Below are 13,514 nucleotides of genomic sequence, written 5' to 3'. Positions count from 1 at the left end.
TCCGCCCGGAGGCGAGGTCACTCGCGGTAGTCGTCCAGCGGCACGCAGGCGCAGAACAGGTTGCGGTCGCCGTAGACGTTGTCCACCCGGTTAACCGCCGGCCAGTACTTGAACGCCCGCGCATGTTCGCTCGGGGTCACCGCCTCGGCGATCTCGTAGGGTCTCTGCCAGATCCCGGTGACGTCGGCCAGGGTATGCGGCGCCCGTTTCAGCGGGTTGTCCTCCGCCGGCCAGGCGCCGCTCTCCACCTTGCCGATCTCGGCCCTGATGCTCAGCATCGCCTCGACGAAGCGATCCAGCTCCGCCTTCGACTCGCTCTCGGTCGGCTCCACCATCAGCGTGCCCGGCACCGGGAAGGACATGGTCGGGGCGTGGAAGCCGTAGTCCATCAGGCGCTTGGCCACGTCCTCCTCGGTTATCCCGGTCTGCGCCTTGAGCGGTCGCAGGTCGAGGATGCATTCGTGGGCGACGCGCTCGTTGCGCCCGCGGTAGAGCACCGGGAACGCCCCGTCCAGGCGGTTCGCCAGGTAGTTGGCGGAGAGGATCGCCACCTCGCTGGCGTCGGCCAGCTGCGGGCCCATCATGGCGATGTACATCCAACTGATCGGCAGGATGCTGGCGCTGCCCCAGGGCGCCGCGCTGACCGCGTCGTTCAGCGGGTTCGGCCCTTCGACGCGGATCACCGGATGGTTGGCGACGAACGGCGCCAGGTGCCGCTTGACCCCGATCGGCCCCATGCCCGGCCCGCCACCACCATGGGGGATGCAGAAGGTCTTGTGCAGGTTCATGTGCGAGACGTCCGCGCCGATGTCCGCCGGTCGCGCCAGGCCGACCTGGGCGTTGAGGTTGGCGCCGTCCATGTAGACCTGGCCGCCGTGGCGGTGGACCACTTCGCAGATCTCGCCTATCCCCTCTTCGTAGACGCCGTGGGTCGAGGGATAGGTGATCATCAGGCAGGACAGCCGGTCGCCCGCCTCGGCCGCCTTGAGGCGCAGGTCGTCGAGGTCGACGTTGCCGCGGGGATCGCACTCGACGATCACCACCCGCATGCTGGCCATGATCGCCGAGGCCGGGTTGGTGCCATGCGCCGATGCGGGGATCAGGCAGATGTCGCGCTGGCTATCGCCGCGGCTCTGGTGGTAGCGGCGGATCGCCAGCAACCCGGCATATTCGCCCTGTGCTCCCGAGTTCGGCTGCATGCAGATGGCGTCGAAGCCGGTGATCGCCCGCAGCCAGGCTTCCAGTTCGTCGATCATCCGGCGATAGCCCTCGGCCTGCTCGCGCGGCACGAACGGATGCAGTTCGGCGAATTCCGGCCAGGTGATGGGGATCATTTCGCTGCTGGCGTTGAGCTTCATGGTGCAGGAGCCGAGCGGGATCATCGCCTGGTTCAGCGCCAGGTCCTTGCCTTCCAGCTGGCGCAGGTAGCGAAGCATCTCGGTCTCGCTGTGGTGGGCGTTGAACACCGGATGCTGCAGGTAGGCCGAAGTGCGTTGCAGGACCGCCGGGATGCCGTCGGCCACCGCCCCGCCATCCAGGTGCGCGACATCCAGCCCGTGGCCGGCGCCGAGGAAGATCTCGAACAGGGTCGCCAGGGTCGCCGCGTCACAGGTTTCGTCGAGGCTCAGGGCCAGCCGCCGGTCGTCGACCACGCGCAGGTTGACCCGTGCCGCCCGCGCCCGTTCGAGGATCGCCGCCTGACGCTCGCCGACCTCGTAGGTCAGGGTGTCGAAGAAGTGCCGGTTGAGCCGCCGCAGTCCCTTGCTTTCCAGGCCCGCCGCCAGCAGCGCGGTCAGGCGCTGGACGCGTTGGGCGATGCGTTTCAGCTCCTGTGGCCCATGGTAGACGGCATACAGCGAAGCAATGTTGGCCAGCAGCACCTGGGCGGTGCAGATGTTCGAGTTGGCCTTTTCCCGACGGATGTGCTGCTCGCGGGTTTGCAGGGCCATGCGCAACGCCGGGTTGCCGCGGGCGTCGCGGGAAACGCCGATGATCCGCCCCGGCATTGCCCGCTTGTACCCTTCGCGGGTGGCGAAGAACGCCGCGTGCGGCCCGCCGTAGCCCATCGGTACGCCAAAGCGCTGGGCGCTGCCGAGCACCACGTCGGCACCGAGTTCCCCCGGCGGGGTCAGCAACAACAGGGCGAGCAGGTCGCTGGCGACGCAAGCCAGCGCCTGTTGGCCGTGCAACGCCTCGATAAGCGGGCGCAGGTCGCGGATCTCGCCGCGACTGTCCGGGTATTGCAGCAAGGCGCCGAACACCGCGTGGGCGGCAAGATTGTCCGGCTCGTCGACGACCAGCTCGAAACCGAACGCCTCGGCGCGGGTACGCAACACCGAAACGGTCTGCGGATGGCAATGCGCATCGACGAAGAACCGGTTGCTCCTGGCCTTTGCCACCCGCCTGGCCAGGGCCATGGCCTCGGCGGCGGCGGTGGCTTCGTCGAGCAGCGAGGCGCTGGCCAGGTCGAGTCCGGTGAGGTCGATGGTCAGTTGCTGGAAATTCAGCAGCGCTTCCAGGCGGCCCTGGGCGATTTCCGGCTGGTAGGGCGTATAGGCGGTGTACCAGCCGGGATTCTCCAGCACGTTGCGGAGGATCACCGGCGGCGTCACTGTGCCGTAGTAGCCCATGCCGATCAGGCTGGTCCAGCGCTGGTTGAGCCCGGCGTAGCCGCGCAGGCGCGCCAGGGCGGCCTGTTCGTCGAGCGCGGCGGGCAGTTCCAGCGGCCGGTTGAGGCGGATCGCCGGCGGCACCGTCTGCACGATCAGTTCGGCGCGAGTGGAAACTCCGAGGAAGTCCAGCATGGCCTGCTGTTCCGCCGGATCGGGGCCGAGGTGGCGGCGCAGGAAGGCATCGGCGGGCTGGAGCTGGGCGAGGGACGGCGTCTGCGACATGGCTTCGGTCTCGTTGGGGGCGGCATCGCCCTGCCAGCGATCGTCGCCGAACGGATATCGAATGAGAAAGCAACGACGGCGAAAACGCATTTCGCCGCTGCAAAAAGAACAAAGCCTCGAATGATCGAGGCCTTGTCCAAGGATAGCGGGTTTTGTCGCGACTACGCGGCGGCTCAGCCTTCCGCGTCGACGGCGGCCTGGTAGCCAGCGGCGTCGAGCAGCTTGTCCAGCTCGGCCGGATTGCTCGGCTTGAGCTTGAAGAACCAGGACGCGTACGGGTCGTTGTTGACGTCTTCCGGGGTGTCGGCCAGGGCTTCGTTGATGGCGATGACTTCGCCGCCGATCGGCGAATAGATGTCGGAGGCGGCCTTCACCGACTCGACCACGCCCGCTTCCTGCCCGGCGGCGAGGGTCTTGCCCAGCTCCGGCAGCTCGATGAAGACCACATCGCCAAGGGCTTCCTGGGCATGGTCGGAAATGCCCACGGTAACGCTGCCGTCGGCTTCCAGGCGAGCCCATTCGTGGCTCTGGGCGTAACGCAGTTCGGCGGGAATATTGCTCATCTTGTTTTCCTCGAAGTCGGGGGCGACGGCGGTCGCCATTGCCAGGTTAGATCAGGGGCTTGCCGTGACGCACGAAACTGGGCTGGACCACCCGTACCGGGTACCACTTGCCGCGGATTTCCACCTCGGCGCGGTCGCCGGTGGCGGCCGGCACGCGGGCCAGCGCGATGGACTTGTTCAGGGTAGGCGAAAAGCTGCCGCTGGTGATCTCCCCCTCACCAATGCCAGCTACCCGCACCACCTGGTGGGCGCGCAGCACGCCGCGCTCCTCCAGAACCAGGCCGACCAGCTTCGGCTGGTCGCCGGCGGACTTCTGCGCTTCCAGCGCGCGGCGGCCGACGAAGTCCCGCGCAACCGGCTCCCAGGCTACGGTCCAGCCCATGTTGGCGGCAAGCGGGGAAACGCTTTCGTCCATGTCCTGGCCGTAGAGATTGAGCCCGGCCTCCAGGCGCAGCGTATCGCGCGCACCCAGGCCCGCCGGGGAGATCCCGGCGCCAACCAGCTCGTTGAGGAAACCCGGCGCCTCGGCGGCCGGCAGCATGATTTCCAGGCCGTCCTCGCCGGTGTAGCCGGTGCGGGCGATGAACCAGTCGCCCTCGGCACGGCCCTGGAACGGCTTGAGTTCGCGTATCAGCGCGGCGCGTGCCGGGGACACCAGTTCGGAGCTGTGCACGCGGGCGTTGGGGCCCTGGATGGCGAGCATCGCCAGGTCGCCGCGTTCCTGCAGGTCGACCTTGAAGCCGGCGGCCTGCGCCTGCATCCAGGCGATGTCCTTGTCGCGGGTGGAAGCATTGACCACCACCCGGTAGCCGTGCTCGGTCAGGTAGACGATCAGGTCGTCGACCACCCCGCCCTCTTCGTTGAGCATCGCGCTGTAGAGCGCCTTGCCGGTTTCGCCGAGACGCGCCACGTCGTTCGCCAGGAGATGCTGCAGATAGGCCGTGGCCTGCTCGCCGGCGACGTCGACCACGGTCATGTGGGACACGTCGAAGACGCCGCAGTCACGCCGAACCTGATGGTGCTCCTCGACCTGCGAACCGTAGTGCAGCGGCATGTCCCAACCGCCGAAATCGACCATCTTGGCGCCGAGCGCGACGTGCAGCTCGTAAAGCGGGGTGCGCAATCCCATGGGTATTCTCCTTCCGGGCGTAGCGGGTGCCGTCGGCAGGGACCGCCGGCACGAAATCGCGCGCATTGTAGCCGCAAGCCCCGGAGCAGGACACCATGGAAGCGTGCCGCGATCCGTGCATAGACCCTACGACCTGCATGGATACTGGGCTCAGCGATCTGAATGATGGGCAGAACGACGAATCAACCCGACCACCGGTAGCAGGCCGACCAGCACCAGGGTCAGGGCCGGCAGCGAGGCGCGCGCCCATTCGCCCTCGCTGGTCATCTCGAAGATCCGTACGGCCAGGGTGTCCCAACCGAAGGGACGCATCAGCAGGGTCGCCGGCATCTCCTTGAGCACGTCGACGAAGACCAGCAGCGCGGCGCTCAGCGAGGCCGGCAGCAACAGCGGCAGGTAGACCCGCAGGAACAGCAGCGGGCCGCCCACGCCGAGGCTGCGCGAGGCTTCCGGCAGCGACGGGCGGATCCGCGCCAGCCCGCTTTCCAGCGGCCCGTAGGCCACCGCCATGAAACGGATCAGGTAGGCCAGCAGCAGGGCGAACAGACTGCCCAGCAGCAGCGGCTTGCCGGCACCGCCGAGGGCGCTGGAAAGCGGGATCACCCAGTGATTGTCCAGCCAGCTGAAGGCCAGCATGATCGAGACCGCCAGGACCGAGCCCGGCAGCGCATAACCGAGGTTGCCCAGGCCCACCGCGCCGCGGATAGCGCGGGTCGGCGCCAGGCGCACGGCGAAGGCCAGCAGCAGGGCCACGGCGACCGTCGCCAGCGCGGCGATGCCGCCCAGCGTCAGGGTATGGCCGATCAGGTCCCAGTAGCGCTCGTCGAGGTCGAAACGGCCCTGGCGCCAGAACCAGACAACCAGTTGCGCCACGGGAATCACGAAGGCGCAGAGGAACACCAGCCCGCACCAGGCGCTCGCCGCCAGCGCCCTGGCGCCGCGCAGGCGGTACAGCGGCGCGCCGCGCGGACGCTCGCTGGCGGCCTTGGCTCGGCCTCGCGTGTGGCGCTCGCCGAGCAGCACCAGGCATACCCCGAGCAACAACAGGCTGGCCAGCTGGGCGGCGCTGGAGAGGCTGTAGAAGCCGTACCAGGTCTTGTAGATGGCGGTGGTGAAGGTGTCGAAGTTGAACACCGATACCGCGCCGAAGTCGGCCAGGGTTTCCATCACCGCCAGCGCCAGGCCGGCGCCGATCGCCGGCCGCGCCATCGGCAGGGCGACCCGCAGGAACGCCTGCCAGGGCGACAGGCCGAGGACCCGCGCGGCTTCCATCAGGCCCTTGCCCTGGGCGATGAAGGCGCTGCGCGCGAGCAGGTAGACATAGGGATAGAACACCAGCACCAGGACCAGGATCACCCCGCCGGTGGAACGTACGCGCGGCAACCGCAGGCCGCTGCCGAACCACTCGCGCAGCAGGCTCTGCACCGGTCCGGCGAAATCCAGCAGGCCGACGAAGACGAACGCCAGGACGTAGGCCGGGATCGCGAACGGCAACATCAGCGCCCAGTCCAGCCAGCGCCGCCCGGGGAATTCGCAGAGGCTGGTGAGCCAGGCCAGGCTGACCCCGAGCAGAGTCACGCCGATGCCGACGCCGAGCACCAGGGTCAGGGTGTTGCCGAGCAGGCGCGGCAACTGGGTATCCCACAGGTGGCTCCAGATTTCCCGGTCGATCTCCAGCCAGCTCAGCAGCAGCACGCTGAGCGGCAGCAGCACCAGCGCGGCAACGGTGAAGGTGATGGGGTACCAGCGGCGGGGAGCGGGATGGGCCACGAAATCCTCGGTGCGGAACGAACGACGCCCCGCTCGGACGAGCCGGGGCGTCGAGTATAACCGGCGGTCAGTTCCAGCCGGCGCGGTCCATCAGGCGAATCGCCTCGGCCTGGCGCTTGCCGGCAACTTCCACCGGGATGCTGTCGGCCTTGAAGCTGCCCCAGCTGGCGACTTCGGCTGACGGCGCGACCTGCGGGTTGGCCGGGAATTCCTGGTTGATCCCGGCGAACAGCGCCTGGGCGTCGGGCCCGGTCATCCATTCCACCAGCGCCTTGGCTGCCTCGGGATGCGGCGCGTGGCGAGTCAGGCCGATGCCCGACAGGTTGACGTGGACGCCGCGGTCGGCCTGGTTCGGCCAGAACAGCTTGACCCGCAGGTTCGGGTTCTGCTTGTGCAGGCGCCCGTAGTAGTAGGTATTGACGATGCCGACGTCGCACTGGCCGGCGTCCACCGCCTGGATCACCGCGTTGTCGTCGGCGAATACGTCGGTGGCCAGGTTGTTCACCCAGCCCTGGAGGATTTCCTCGGTCTTCTGCGCCCCGTGGGTCTCGATCAGGGTCCCGGTCAGCGACTGGTTGTAGACCTTCTTCGCCGTGCGCAGGCACAGGCGGCCTTCCCATTGCTTGTCGGCCAGGGCTTCGTAGGTGCTCAGCTCTTCCGGCTTGACCCGCTCGGTGGAGTAGACGATGGTCCGCGCGCGCAGCGACAGTCCGGTCCAGCTATCGGTGCTGGAACGATACTGCGAGGGAATGTTCCGTTCGATGGTGGCCGACTTGAACGGTTGCAGCAGGCCCATCTGCTCGGCCTGCCAGAGGTTGCCGGCGTCCACGGTGAGCAGCAGGTCGGCCGGGGTGTTAGCGCCTTCGGCCTTGATCCGCGCCATCAGCGGCGCTTCCTTGTCGGTGATGAACTTGACCTTCACGCCGGTCTTGCTGGTGTAGGCATCGAACACCGGCTTGATCAGCTCGTCGATGCGCGAGGAATACACCACCACTTCGTCGGCGGCCTGGGCCAGGCCGGTGATGCCCAGGGCCAGGGCGGCGAGTAGAGCTTTGCTTGCCTGCATGAAGAACAGCCTCGTCAGCGGAACGTAGGCACGAATGATAAGAAATCTCGCTTGCGAACCCGCGCGACTAAATGTGTCGGGGTGTTTCGCCTGCGTCCAAGCCACCGAGGATGGCGAGGAACGCCTCCACCGCGGCGCTGCGGCCATGGCGGCGGGTGAAGACGAGGAAATCGGCCAGCGCCTCGGGCTCGGCCAGCGGGCGATAGACGACTCCGGCCCGGGCCAGCGCAGTGCTGCAACGCGGCACCAGGGCAACGCCCTGGCCGGCCGCGACCAGGGCGATGATCGAGGTGATCTGGCGTCCGGCCGGTCCCCTCGTCAGCGCCAGCCCGACCTTCCGGTAGAGGCGCTCGATCAGTTCGTTGAGGCCGGAGCCGTAGTCCAGTGGAAACAGGATCAGCGGCCGATCACGCAGATCGTACAGGTCGATCCGCTCTTGCCGCGCCAGCGGATCGCCGTTGGGCACGGCCACCACCAGCGGCTCGCCGCCCAGGGCCAGCACCTCGATGCCGACCTGGCCTTCCGGCGGCGGCAGGCGCCCCAGCCCCACATCGATGCCGCCTTCGGCGATCTGCGCCCATTGCGCCGCCGAAGCGCCTTCGAGCAGCTCCAGTTGCACCTCCGGATGGCGCTCGCGGAACAGTCGGATCGCCTCGGTGAACAGGTCCGACAGAGCGATGGAGCTGGCGTAGCCGAGGGTCAGGTGGCCGGCCAGCCCCTGCGCCAGCTTGCGGGCGAAGCCGGCGGTGCGCTCCAGTTGGTCCAGCAGGGCGCGTGCGTAAGGCAGGAACAGGCTGCCCTCGGCGGTGAGGGTCACCGCCCGGCTGGAGCGGTCGAACAGGCGAAAGCCCAGCTCTTCCTCCAGCGCGGATATCTGCCGGGTCAAGGGCGGCTGCGCCATGTGCAGGCGCTGGGCGGCGCGGCCGAAATGCAGGGTTTCGGCAACGGCTGCGAAGCAGCGCAGGCGGCGTAGGTCGAGCATGCGGTTCCTCGGTATCGATCGGTCCTGAATCGGTATTGGCCAGCCCGTCGGGAGCGCCCCTATAACAGGGGGTTTCTCGTCCAGGCAGAGCGTTCCATGAATTCGTCCCAGGGTTTCCCCCGCCTCGCGCTGTTTCTCTGCGGTTGCGCTGCGTTCCTCAATCTCTATACCACCCAGGGCATCTTCGACGAACTGGCGGCGAGCTTCCACATCAGCGCCCATCAATCGAACTGGAGCATCACCGCCACCACCCTGGCGGTGGCCCTCGCCGCGCCCTTCGTCGGCCGGCTCAGCGGCGGCCGCGAGCGCAGCCGGGTGATCGCCTTCGCCGCCAGCCTGCTCTGCGTGCCCATGCTGCTGGCCGCCCATGCCGGCAGCTTCGCCGCCTTCCTGCTCTGGCGCTTCGCCGAAGGGATGCTGATTCCCCTGCTGTTCGCCAGCAGCGTGGCCTACATCGGCGAGCGCTGGAGCGGCGGCGCGGTCATCGAGCTGACCAGCCTCTATGTCGCCGGGACCATCCTCGGCGGCTTCGCCGGACGCTTCCTCACCGGCCTGCTGACCGAGGAGTGGGATTGGCGCGTCGCCTTCCGGATCCTCGCCGGGCTGACCCTGCTCATCGCTGTCGCCATCCGTGCGCTGCTCCCTGCCAATTCTGGCAGGCACGCGCCCGCACTCGGGAAACGCCCCTTAGTATCCCGTGAACTGTTCCGGGCTCCGCTGCTGTCGTCCTACGCGGTGGGGTTCTGTGTCCTCTTTTCCCAGGTCGCCATGTTCACCTATATCGGCATCCATCTCAGCCGTCAGCCGTACAGCCTGGACACCGCTCAGCTCGGCTCGATCTACGCGGTGTTCCTCCTCGCCCTGCTGGTGATTCCCGCCAGCGGCCGCCTGGCCCGCACCCGCCCGCACCGCCAGTTGCTGCTGGGCGCATCGCTGCTGGGCGTGTGCGGCTCGCTGCTGACCCTGGCGCCGGGCCTGCCGACGATTCTCGTCGGCCTGGCTCTCAGCGCCACCGGCGTGTTCCTCGCACAGTCCACGGTCAACGCTTTCACCGCCAGCAACGCCGGGACCGACAAGGCCGGTGCCGTCGGCCTCTACCTGACCTGCTACTACGCCGGCGGCAGCCTCGGCGCGGTACTGCCGGCGCCATTCTGGGAGCGCTGGGGCTGGCCGGGCTGCCTGGGCCTGATCCTCCTGGCCCAGTTGCTGCCGTTGCTTCTGACCCGCTACGGCTGGTCCGCACCACAGGCCGAACGCGCGGCCCTGCGCGCGTCGCAAGGAAGACCGTAACCATCGCAAGAACAACAAGAACCGACAGGAGGTTAGCCATGAACCATGTCATCACCCCCCACAGCAAGCTGCTCGGCGTCATCGAGCCGGTCCTCAACGACATGCCCGCCGGAACCCTGCGCCACGCACTGTTCCGGGCCTTCTGGGACGAGACGGCGTCGTTGCTGGACATCGAGGACGCCTTCGCCCGGGTCACCGCCCGGCGCCAGGCGGTCGAGCCGCTGCGCAAGTTCTTCGCCAGCTGGTCGAAGACCAACAACTCGGCGGCCAGCGTTTCCGGACTGGCCAATCGCCTGACCCTGCTGGCCCGTTCGGAACAGGGTTCGGCAGCGGCAGACCAGCTCTATCGAGCCTGCGGCAGCCTGCAACGGATCACCGACGAAGACCTCGGCGCCCTCGGCAACACCGTGCATGCCGATCTTTTCTACACCATGGCCACCACCCTTTGCGGCGACGACCGCTGGCTGCTGCGCGAGAACTGCCTGCCTTCGGCGCAGGCGTTCAAGGACTGGACCGACCGCCAGCGCCTGCGTGAGCGCGACCTGATGCAGGGACTGCTGACCACGCTGGTACACGAGGTCTATACCCACGGCGAGGTGGAGTACATCCACCCGCTGTACAAGGAATGGTTCAGCCGCGACATGGGCGTACCCGCCGAACGCGCCCGCGCCACCGTGGCCTGGGTAACGGTGCACACCGGCGGCACCGAGAGCAATCACTTCGCCCACGCCACGGCGGCGGTGAACGCCTTCGTCGAGGCGATGGAAATCGAGGTGAACGAAGAAGCCGCGCGCAACCTGTTCGGGCTCTACCTGCGCAACAAGGCGCAGGTCATGCGTGACTGCGCGGCGCTGTTCTGAGGACTGGCGGCCCTCCCGTCAGGGGGGCCGCCCCGCTCAGACTCGTGCCAGCGACGGCAGGTCGCCGCTGAGGCCAAGCGCCTGGCGGACGAACAGCGCCTTCGCCTCGTGATGGCCGTCGACCAGGCGCAGGCCGGCGTTGCGCAGCCAGCGCAGCGGCAACCGGTCGGCCTGGAACAGGCGCTCGAAGCCTTCCATCGCCGTCATCATGCCCAGGTTGTGCGGCATCCGCCGCCGCTCGAAGCGACTCAGCACGCGTTCGTCGGCAAGCCGTTCGCCGCGCTCCAGGGCGTGCAACAGGACCTCGGACAGCACCGCCGCATCGAGGAAGCCCAGGTTCACGCCCTGTCCGGCCAGCGGGTGGATGGTGTGCGCAGCGTCGCCGACCAGCGCCAGGCCCGGCTCGACGTAACGCTTGGCGTGCCGCTGGCGCAGCGGGATGCACAGGCGCCGGTCGGCATGCAGGATGGCGCCCAGGCGCTGTTCGAAGGCTTCGCCGAGGGCGGCGCGGAAGCCATCCTCGTCCAACGCCATCAGGCGTTCTGCCTGTTCCGGGGTGGTCGACCAGACGATCGAGCACCAGTGCTCGTCGCCGCGGTCCGGCAGGGGCAGGAAGGCCAGCGGACCGTCGTCGGTGAAGCGCTGCCAGGCGGTTGCGCGGTGCGCGTTCTCGCAGCGCACGCTGGTGACGATGGCGTGGTGCAGGTAATCCCATTCGCGGGTGGCGCAGCCGGCCAGGCGGCGTACCGCCGAGTTGGCGCCGTCGGCGGCGACCACCAGCGGCGCACGCAGCTGGCGACCGTCGGCCAGGGTCAGCAGCCAGTCGTCGCCGGAGTGGCGCATCTGTTCCAGGCGCGCATTGGCCAGCAGGCCGGTGGTGGAATCGTGCAGGCGTTCCAGCAGGGCGTCCTGCACCACCCGGTTCTCGACGATATGGCCGAGTACCTCGGCGTGCACGCTGGCGGCGCTGAAGCCGATCCGCCCGGTGCCGGAGCCATCCCACACCTGCATCTCGCGATAGGGCTCGGCGCGGCGCGCGACGATGCCGTCCCAGGCATGCAGGCGCTGGAGAATCCGCCGGCTGGCTTCGGACAGCGCGCTGACCCGCGGCTCGTAGGGCGCCTCCGGCTTGAACGGCGCCACGTCGAGCGAGCCGCCGTCCACCAGCAGCACCTCCAGGCCGCTGCCCTCCAGGGCCAGGGCCAGGGCGCTACCGACCATGCCGGCGCCGACGATGACCAGATCCGCGTGCATATCCTCGTTCTCCACTCGTGGGCCCTCTTCAGGCCGCGTTCCGCAGGCGCGGCTTGAGCCGCACGTACAGGGTTTTCTGAACCCGCGCCACCAGGGTGCCAGCGTCGTCGCGCACTTCGGCGTGCAGCCGGGGCAGGTACTTCTCGCCGCCAGCGGTCCGCTCACGGACCTCGTCGAGCAGCTTCTGGTCGATGCTGAAATGCGCATGCACCGGGCCCTTGCCCGGGCTGACGAACTCGATGTTGGCCGCCTTGTCCCAGACCACGTAGTCGCGGCCCAGGTTCTCCATCAGCATCAACATGAAGAACGGGTCGGTCATCGCGTAGAGGCTGCCACCGAACTGGGTGCCTACATAGTTGCGATTGAGCCGGTTCAGGCCCATGCGCACCCGAACCTCGCGGAAATCGCCGGCGATGTGCCGCACACGGATGCCCGCCCCCAGGAAGGGCGGGTAGAGGTTCATGGCGAAGCGCAGCAGGCGGGCCTTGCGCGCCCTCGACCAGACCGGCATGGCGCTACAGCGGCCGCGCGCCGAGGCCCATGGCCTGGCGGGCGAACCAGCGCTTGGCCGGCGGCAGCAAGTCGAGCCCGAGCAGGCCGAGGTTGCGCCCGGCGCCGAGCAGCGCGCGGTCGTTGGAGAACAGCCGGGTCACCCGGTCGGAGAAGCCGACGGTCATCTGCTGGTCCAGGCGCTGCCCATCGAGGTAGCGCTGCAGCACGGCGAACTCGCCCAGCGGCGCGTCGTCGTGGAGCAGGGCGTCGACCAGCGCCAGGGTGTCGCGCAACGACAGGTTGAAGCCCTGGCCGGCGATGGGGTGCAGACTGTGCGCAGCGTTGCCCAGCACCACCAGGTGCGGACGCACCTGCTCGCGGGCCTCGACCAGGTGCAAGGGGTAGCAGTGCCGTGCGCCGACCTGGCGGAAGGCGCCGAGGCGGTAGCCGAAGGCAGCCTGCAGCTCGCCGAGGAAGGCCGCGTCATCGAGGCCACGCAGACGTTCGGCGTCCTTGCCTGGGCGGGTCCAGATCAGCGCGCAACGGTTCTCCGGCAACGGCAGCAGGGCCATCGGACCGCTGGGGGTGAAGCGCTCGAAGGCCTGCCCGAGGTGCGCCTCGGAGGGCGATACGTTGGCGATCAGCGCAGTCTGCCGGTACGGCGTCTGCTCCACGGCGATGCCAAGTTGTTCGCGCAGCCCGGAACGACCGCCATCGGCGAGGATCGCCAGCTCGCAATCGAGTTGCGTCTCGTCGTCGAGGGTAAGCCGGTAACCGCCCTCCCGGGCTTCCAGGGTCTTCACTTCGGCCGGGCAGTGCCAGCGCACCACCTCGGGGTCGAGCGCCTTCCACAGGCACTGGCCGAGCCAGGCGTTCTCCACCACGTAGCCCAGCGCCGGCACGCCTTCCTCGATGGCGGTCAGGCGGGTGGCGCCGAAGCGGCCGCGGTCGGAAACATGGATATGCAGGATCGGCTCGGCGCGCTCGGCGATCGCCGGCCACAGGCCGAGTCGCTCGTAGATCTGCCGGCTGCCGTAGGACAGCGCCGAAGAGCGGGCGTCGTAGCTGGGCTGGTAGGCATTGCCGGGGGCGAAGGGTTCGATCAGCACGATCGACCAGCCGCGCTCCCGAGCGCCGGCCTGCAGGGCCAGCGCCAGCGAGGCGCCGACCAGGCCCCCGCCGATGATCGCCAGGTTGACCTTGCTCATCGTCAC

The 13,514-nt window shown here is 68.5% G+C and carries 11 protein-coding genes; 2 read left to right on the top strand and 9 right to left on the bottom strand.

Annotation, left to right across the window (positions count from 1 at the left end; genetic code table 11):
* Window positions 1-17 precede the first annotated feature (17 nt).
* The 6 genes from gcvP to HMPREF2716_RS13990 all read right to left on the bottom strand — a co-directional run bounded on the left by gcvP (window position 18) and on the right by HMPREF2716_RS13990 (window position 8,404).
* The gene (gene gcvP / locus HMPREF2716_RS14015; RefSeq protein ID WP_017148668.1) at window positions 18-2,894 is read right to left on the bottom strand and encodes an aminomethyl-transferring glycine dehydrogenase; all 2,877 of its coding nucleotides are present in this window, start codon (window positions 2,892-2,894) and stop codon (window positions 18-20) included.
* Window positions 2,895-3,067: 173 nt separating this feature from the next.
* A complete protein-coding gene (gene gcvH, locus HMPREF2716_RS14010) occupies window positions 3,068-3,457 on the bottom strand; it encodes a glycine cleavage system protein GcvH (protein WP_003107397.1) in 390 nt (129 codons plus the stop codon).
* A 46-nt stretch (window positions 3,458-3,503) separates the two neighbouring features.
* A complete protein-coding gene (gcvT, locus tag HMPREF2716_RS14005; protein ID WP_023089728.1) occupies window positions 3,504-4,586 on the bottom strand; it encodes a glycine cleavage system aminomethyltransferase GcvT in 1,083 nt (360 codons plus the stop codon).
* Between the two features lie 150 nt (window positions 4,587-4,736).
* Entirely contained in the window at window positions 4,737-6,356 is a 1,620-nt protein-coding gene (locus HMPREF2716_RS14000; protein ID WP_003099178.1) for an ABC transporter permease, read from the bottom strand.
* 67 nt (window positions 6,357-6,423) lie between these two features.
* The gene (locus HMPREF2716_RS13995) at window positions 6,424-7,422 is read right to left on the bottom strand and encodes an extracellular solute-binding protein (protein ID WP_003096289.1); all 999 of its coding nucleotides are present in this window, start codon (window positions 7,420-7,422) and stop codon (window positions 6,424-6,426) included.
* Between the two features lie 67 nt (window positions 7,423-7,489).
* The gene (locus HMPREF2716_RS13990) at window positions 7,490-8,404 is read right to left on the bottom strand and encodes a LysR family transcriptional regulator (RefSeq protein ID WP_023518184.1); all 915 of its coding nucleotides are present in this window, start codon (window positions 8,402-8,404) and stop codon (window positions 7,490-7,492) included.
* Window positions 8,405-8,500: 96 nt separating this feature from the next.
* Between HMPREF2716_RS13990 and HMPREF2716_RS13985 the strand changes: the two genes are divergently transcribed.
* The gene (locus tag HMPREF2716_RS13985; protein WP_003124861.1) at window positions 8,501-9,694 is read left to right on the top strand and encodes an MFS transporter; all 1,194 of its coding nucleotides are present in this window, start codon (window positions 8,501-8,503) and stop codon (window positions 9,692-9,694) included.
* A 38-nt stretch (window positions 9,695-9,732) separates the two neighbouring features.
* Window positions 9,733-10,554: a hypothetical protein gene (locus HMPREF2716_RS13980; RefSeq protein WP_003118038.1), complete on the top strand. Its 822-nt coding sequence runs from the start codon at window positions 9,733-9,735 to the stop codon at window positions 10,552-10,554.
* Window positions 10,555-10,590: 36 nt separating this feature from the next.
* On the opposite strand, the gene HMPREF2716_RS13975 is transcribed toward HMPREF2716_RS13980, so the two are convergent.
* The 3 genes from HMPREF2716_RS13975 to ubiH are packed head-to-tail and all read right to left on the bottom strand — an operon-like array spanning window position 10,591 to window position 13,508.
* Complete coding sequence (locus HMPREF2716_RS13975) at window positions 10,591-11,808, bottom strand: 2-octaprenyl-3-methyl-6-methoxy-1,4-benzoquinol hydroxylase (protein WP_003120388.1); 1,218 nt, start codon at window positions 11,806-11,808, stop codon at window positions 10,591-10,593.
* A gap of 28 nt (window positions 11,809-11,836) precedes the next feature.
* Complete coding sequence (locus tag HMPREF2716_RS13970; protein ID WP_003099189.1) at window positions 11,837-12,319, bottom strand: hotdog fold domain-containing protein; 483 nt, start codon at window positions 12,317-12,319, stop codon at window positions 11,837-11,839.
* 4 nt (window positions 12,320-12,323) lie between these two features.
* Window positions 12,324-13,508 carry a 2-octaprenyl-6-methoxyphenyl hydroxylase gene (gene ubiH / locus HMPREF2716_RS13965; RefSeq protein WP_003096305.1) on the bottom strand — a complete coding sequence of 395 codons (1,185 nt, stop codon included), beginning with the start codon at window positions 13,506-13,508 and terminating at the stop codon, window positions 12,324-12,326.
* Between the last annotated feature and the right edge of the window lie 6 nt (window positions 13,509-13,514).

The sequence above is a fragment of the Pseudomonas sp. HMSC076A11 genome, assembly GCF_001810205.1.
Classification (GTDB): domain Bacteria; phylum Pseudomonadota; class Gammaproteobacteria; order Pseudomonadales; family Pseudomonadaceae; genus Pseudomonas; species Pseudomonas aeruginosa.
The sequence above is the reverse complement of the archived record's forward strand: the minus strand, read 5'-3'. Positions and strand labels throughout refer to the sequence as shown.

Coding starts and splice junctions, on each gene's coding strand:
- HMPREF2716_RS13970 (WP_003099189.1), bottom strand. CDS start 12,319: ATGCCGGTCTGGTCGAGGGCGCGCAAGGCCCGCCTGCTGCGCTTCGCC.
- HMPREF2716_RS13990 (WP_023518184.1), bottom strand. CDS start 8,404: ATGCTCGACCTACGCCGCCTGCGCTGCTTCGCAGCCGTTGCCGAAACC.
- gcvT (WP_023089728.1), bottom strand. CDS start 4,586: ATGGGATTGCGCACCCCGCTTTACGAGCTGCACGTCGCGCTCGGCGCC.
- HMPREF2716_RS13975 (WP_003120388.1), bottom strand. CDS start 11,808: ATGCACGCGGATCTGGTCATCGTCGGCGCCGGCATGGTCGGTAGCGCC.
- gcvP (WP_017148668.1), bottom strand. CDS start 2,894: ATGTCGCAGACGCCGTCCCTCGCCCAGCTCCAGCCCGCCGATGCCTTC.
- HMPREF2716_RS13995 (WP_003096289.1), bottom strand. CDS start 7,422: ATGCAGGCAAGCAAAGCTCTACTCGCCGCCCTGGCCCTGGGCATCACC.
- HMPREF2716_RS13980 (WP_003118038.1), top strand. CDS start 9,733: ATGAACCATGTCATCACCCCCCACAGCAAGCTGCTCGGCGTCATCGAG.
- gcvH (WP_003107397.1), bottom strand. CDS start 3,457: ATGAGCAATATTCCCGCCGAACTGCGTTACGCCCAGAGCCACGAATGG.
- HMPREF2716_RS13985 (WP_003124861.1), top strand. CDS start 8,501: ATGAATTCGTCCCAGGGTTTCCCCCGCCTCGCGCTGTTTCTCTGCGGT.
- ubiH (WP_003096305.1), bottom strand. CDS start 13,508: ATGAGCAAGGTCAACCTGGCGATCATCGGCGGGGGCCTGGTCGGCGCC.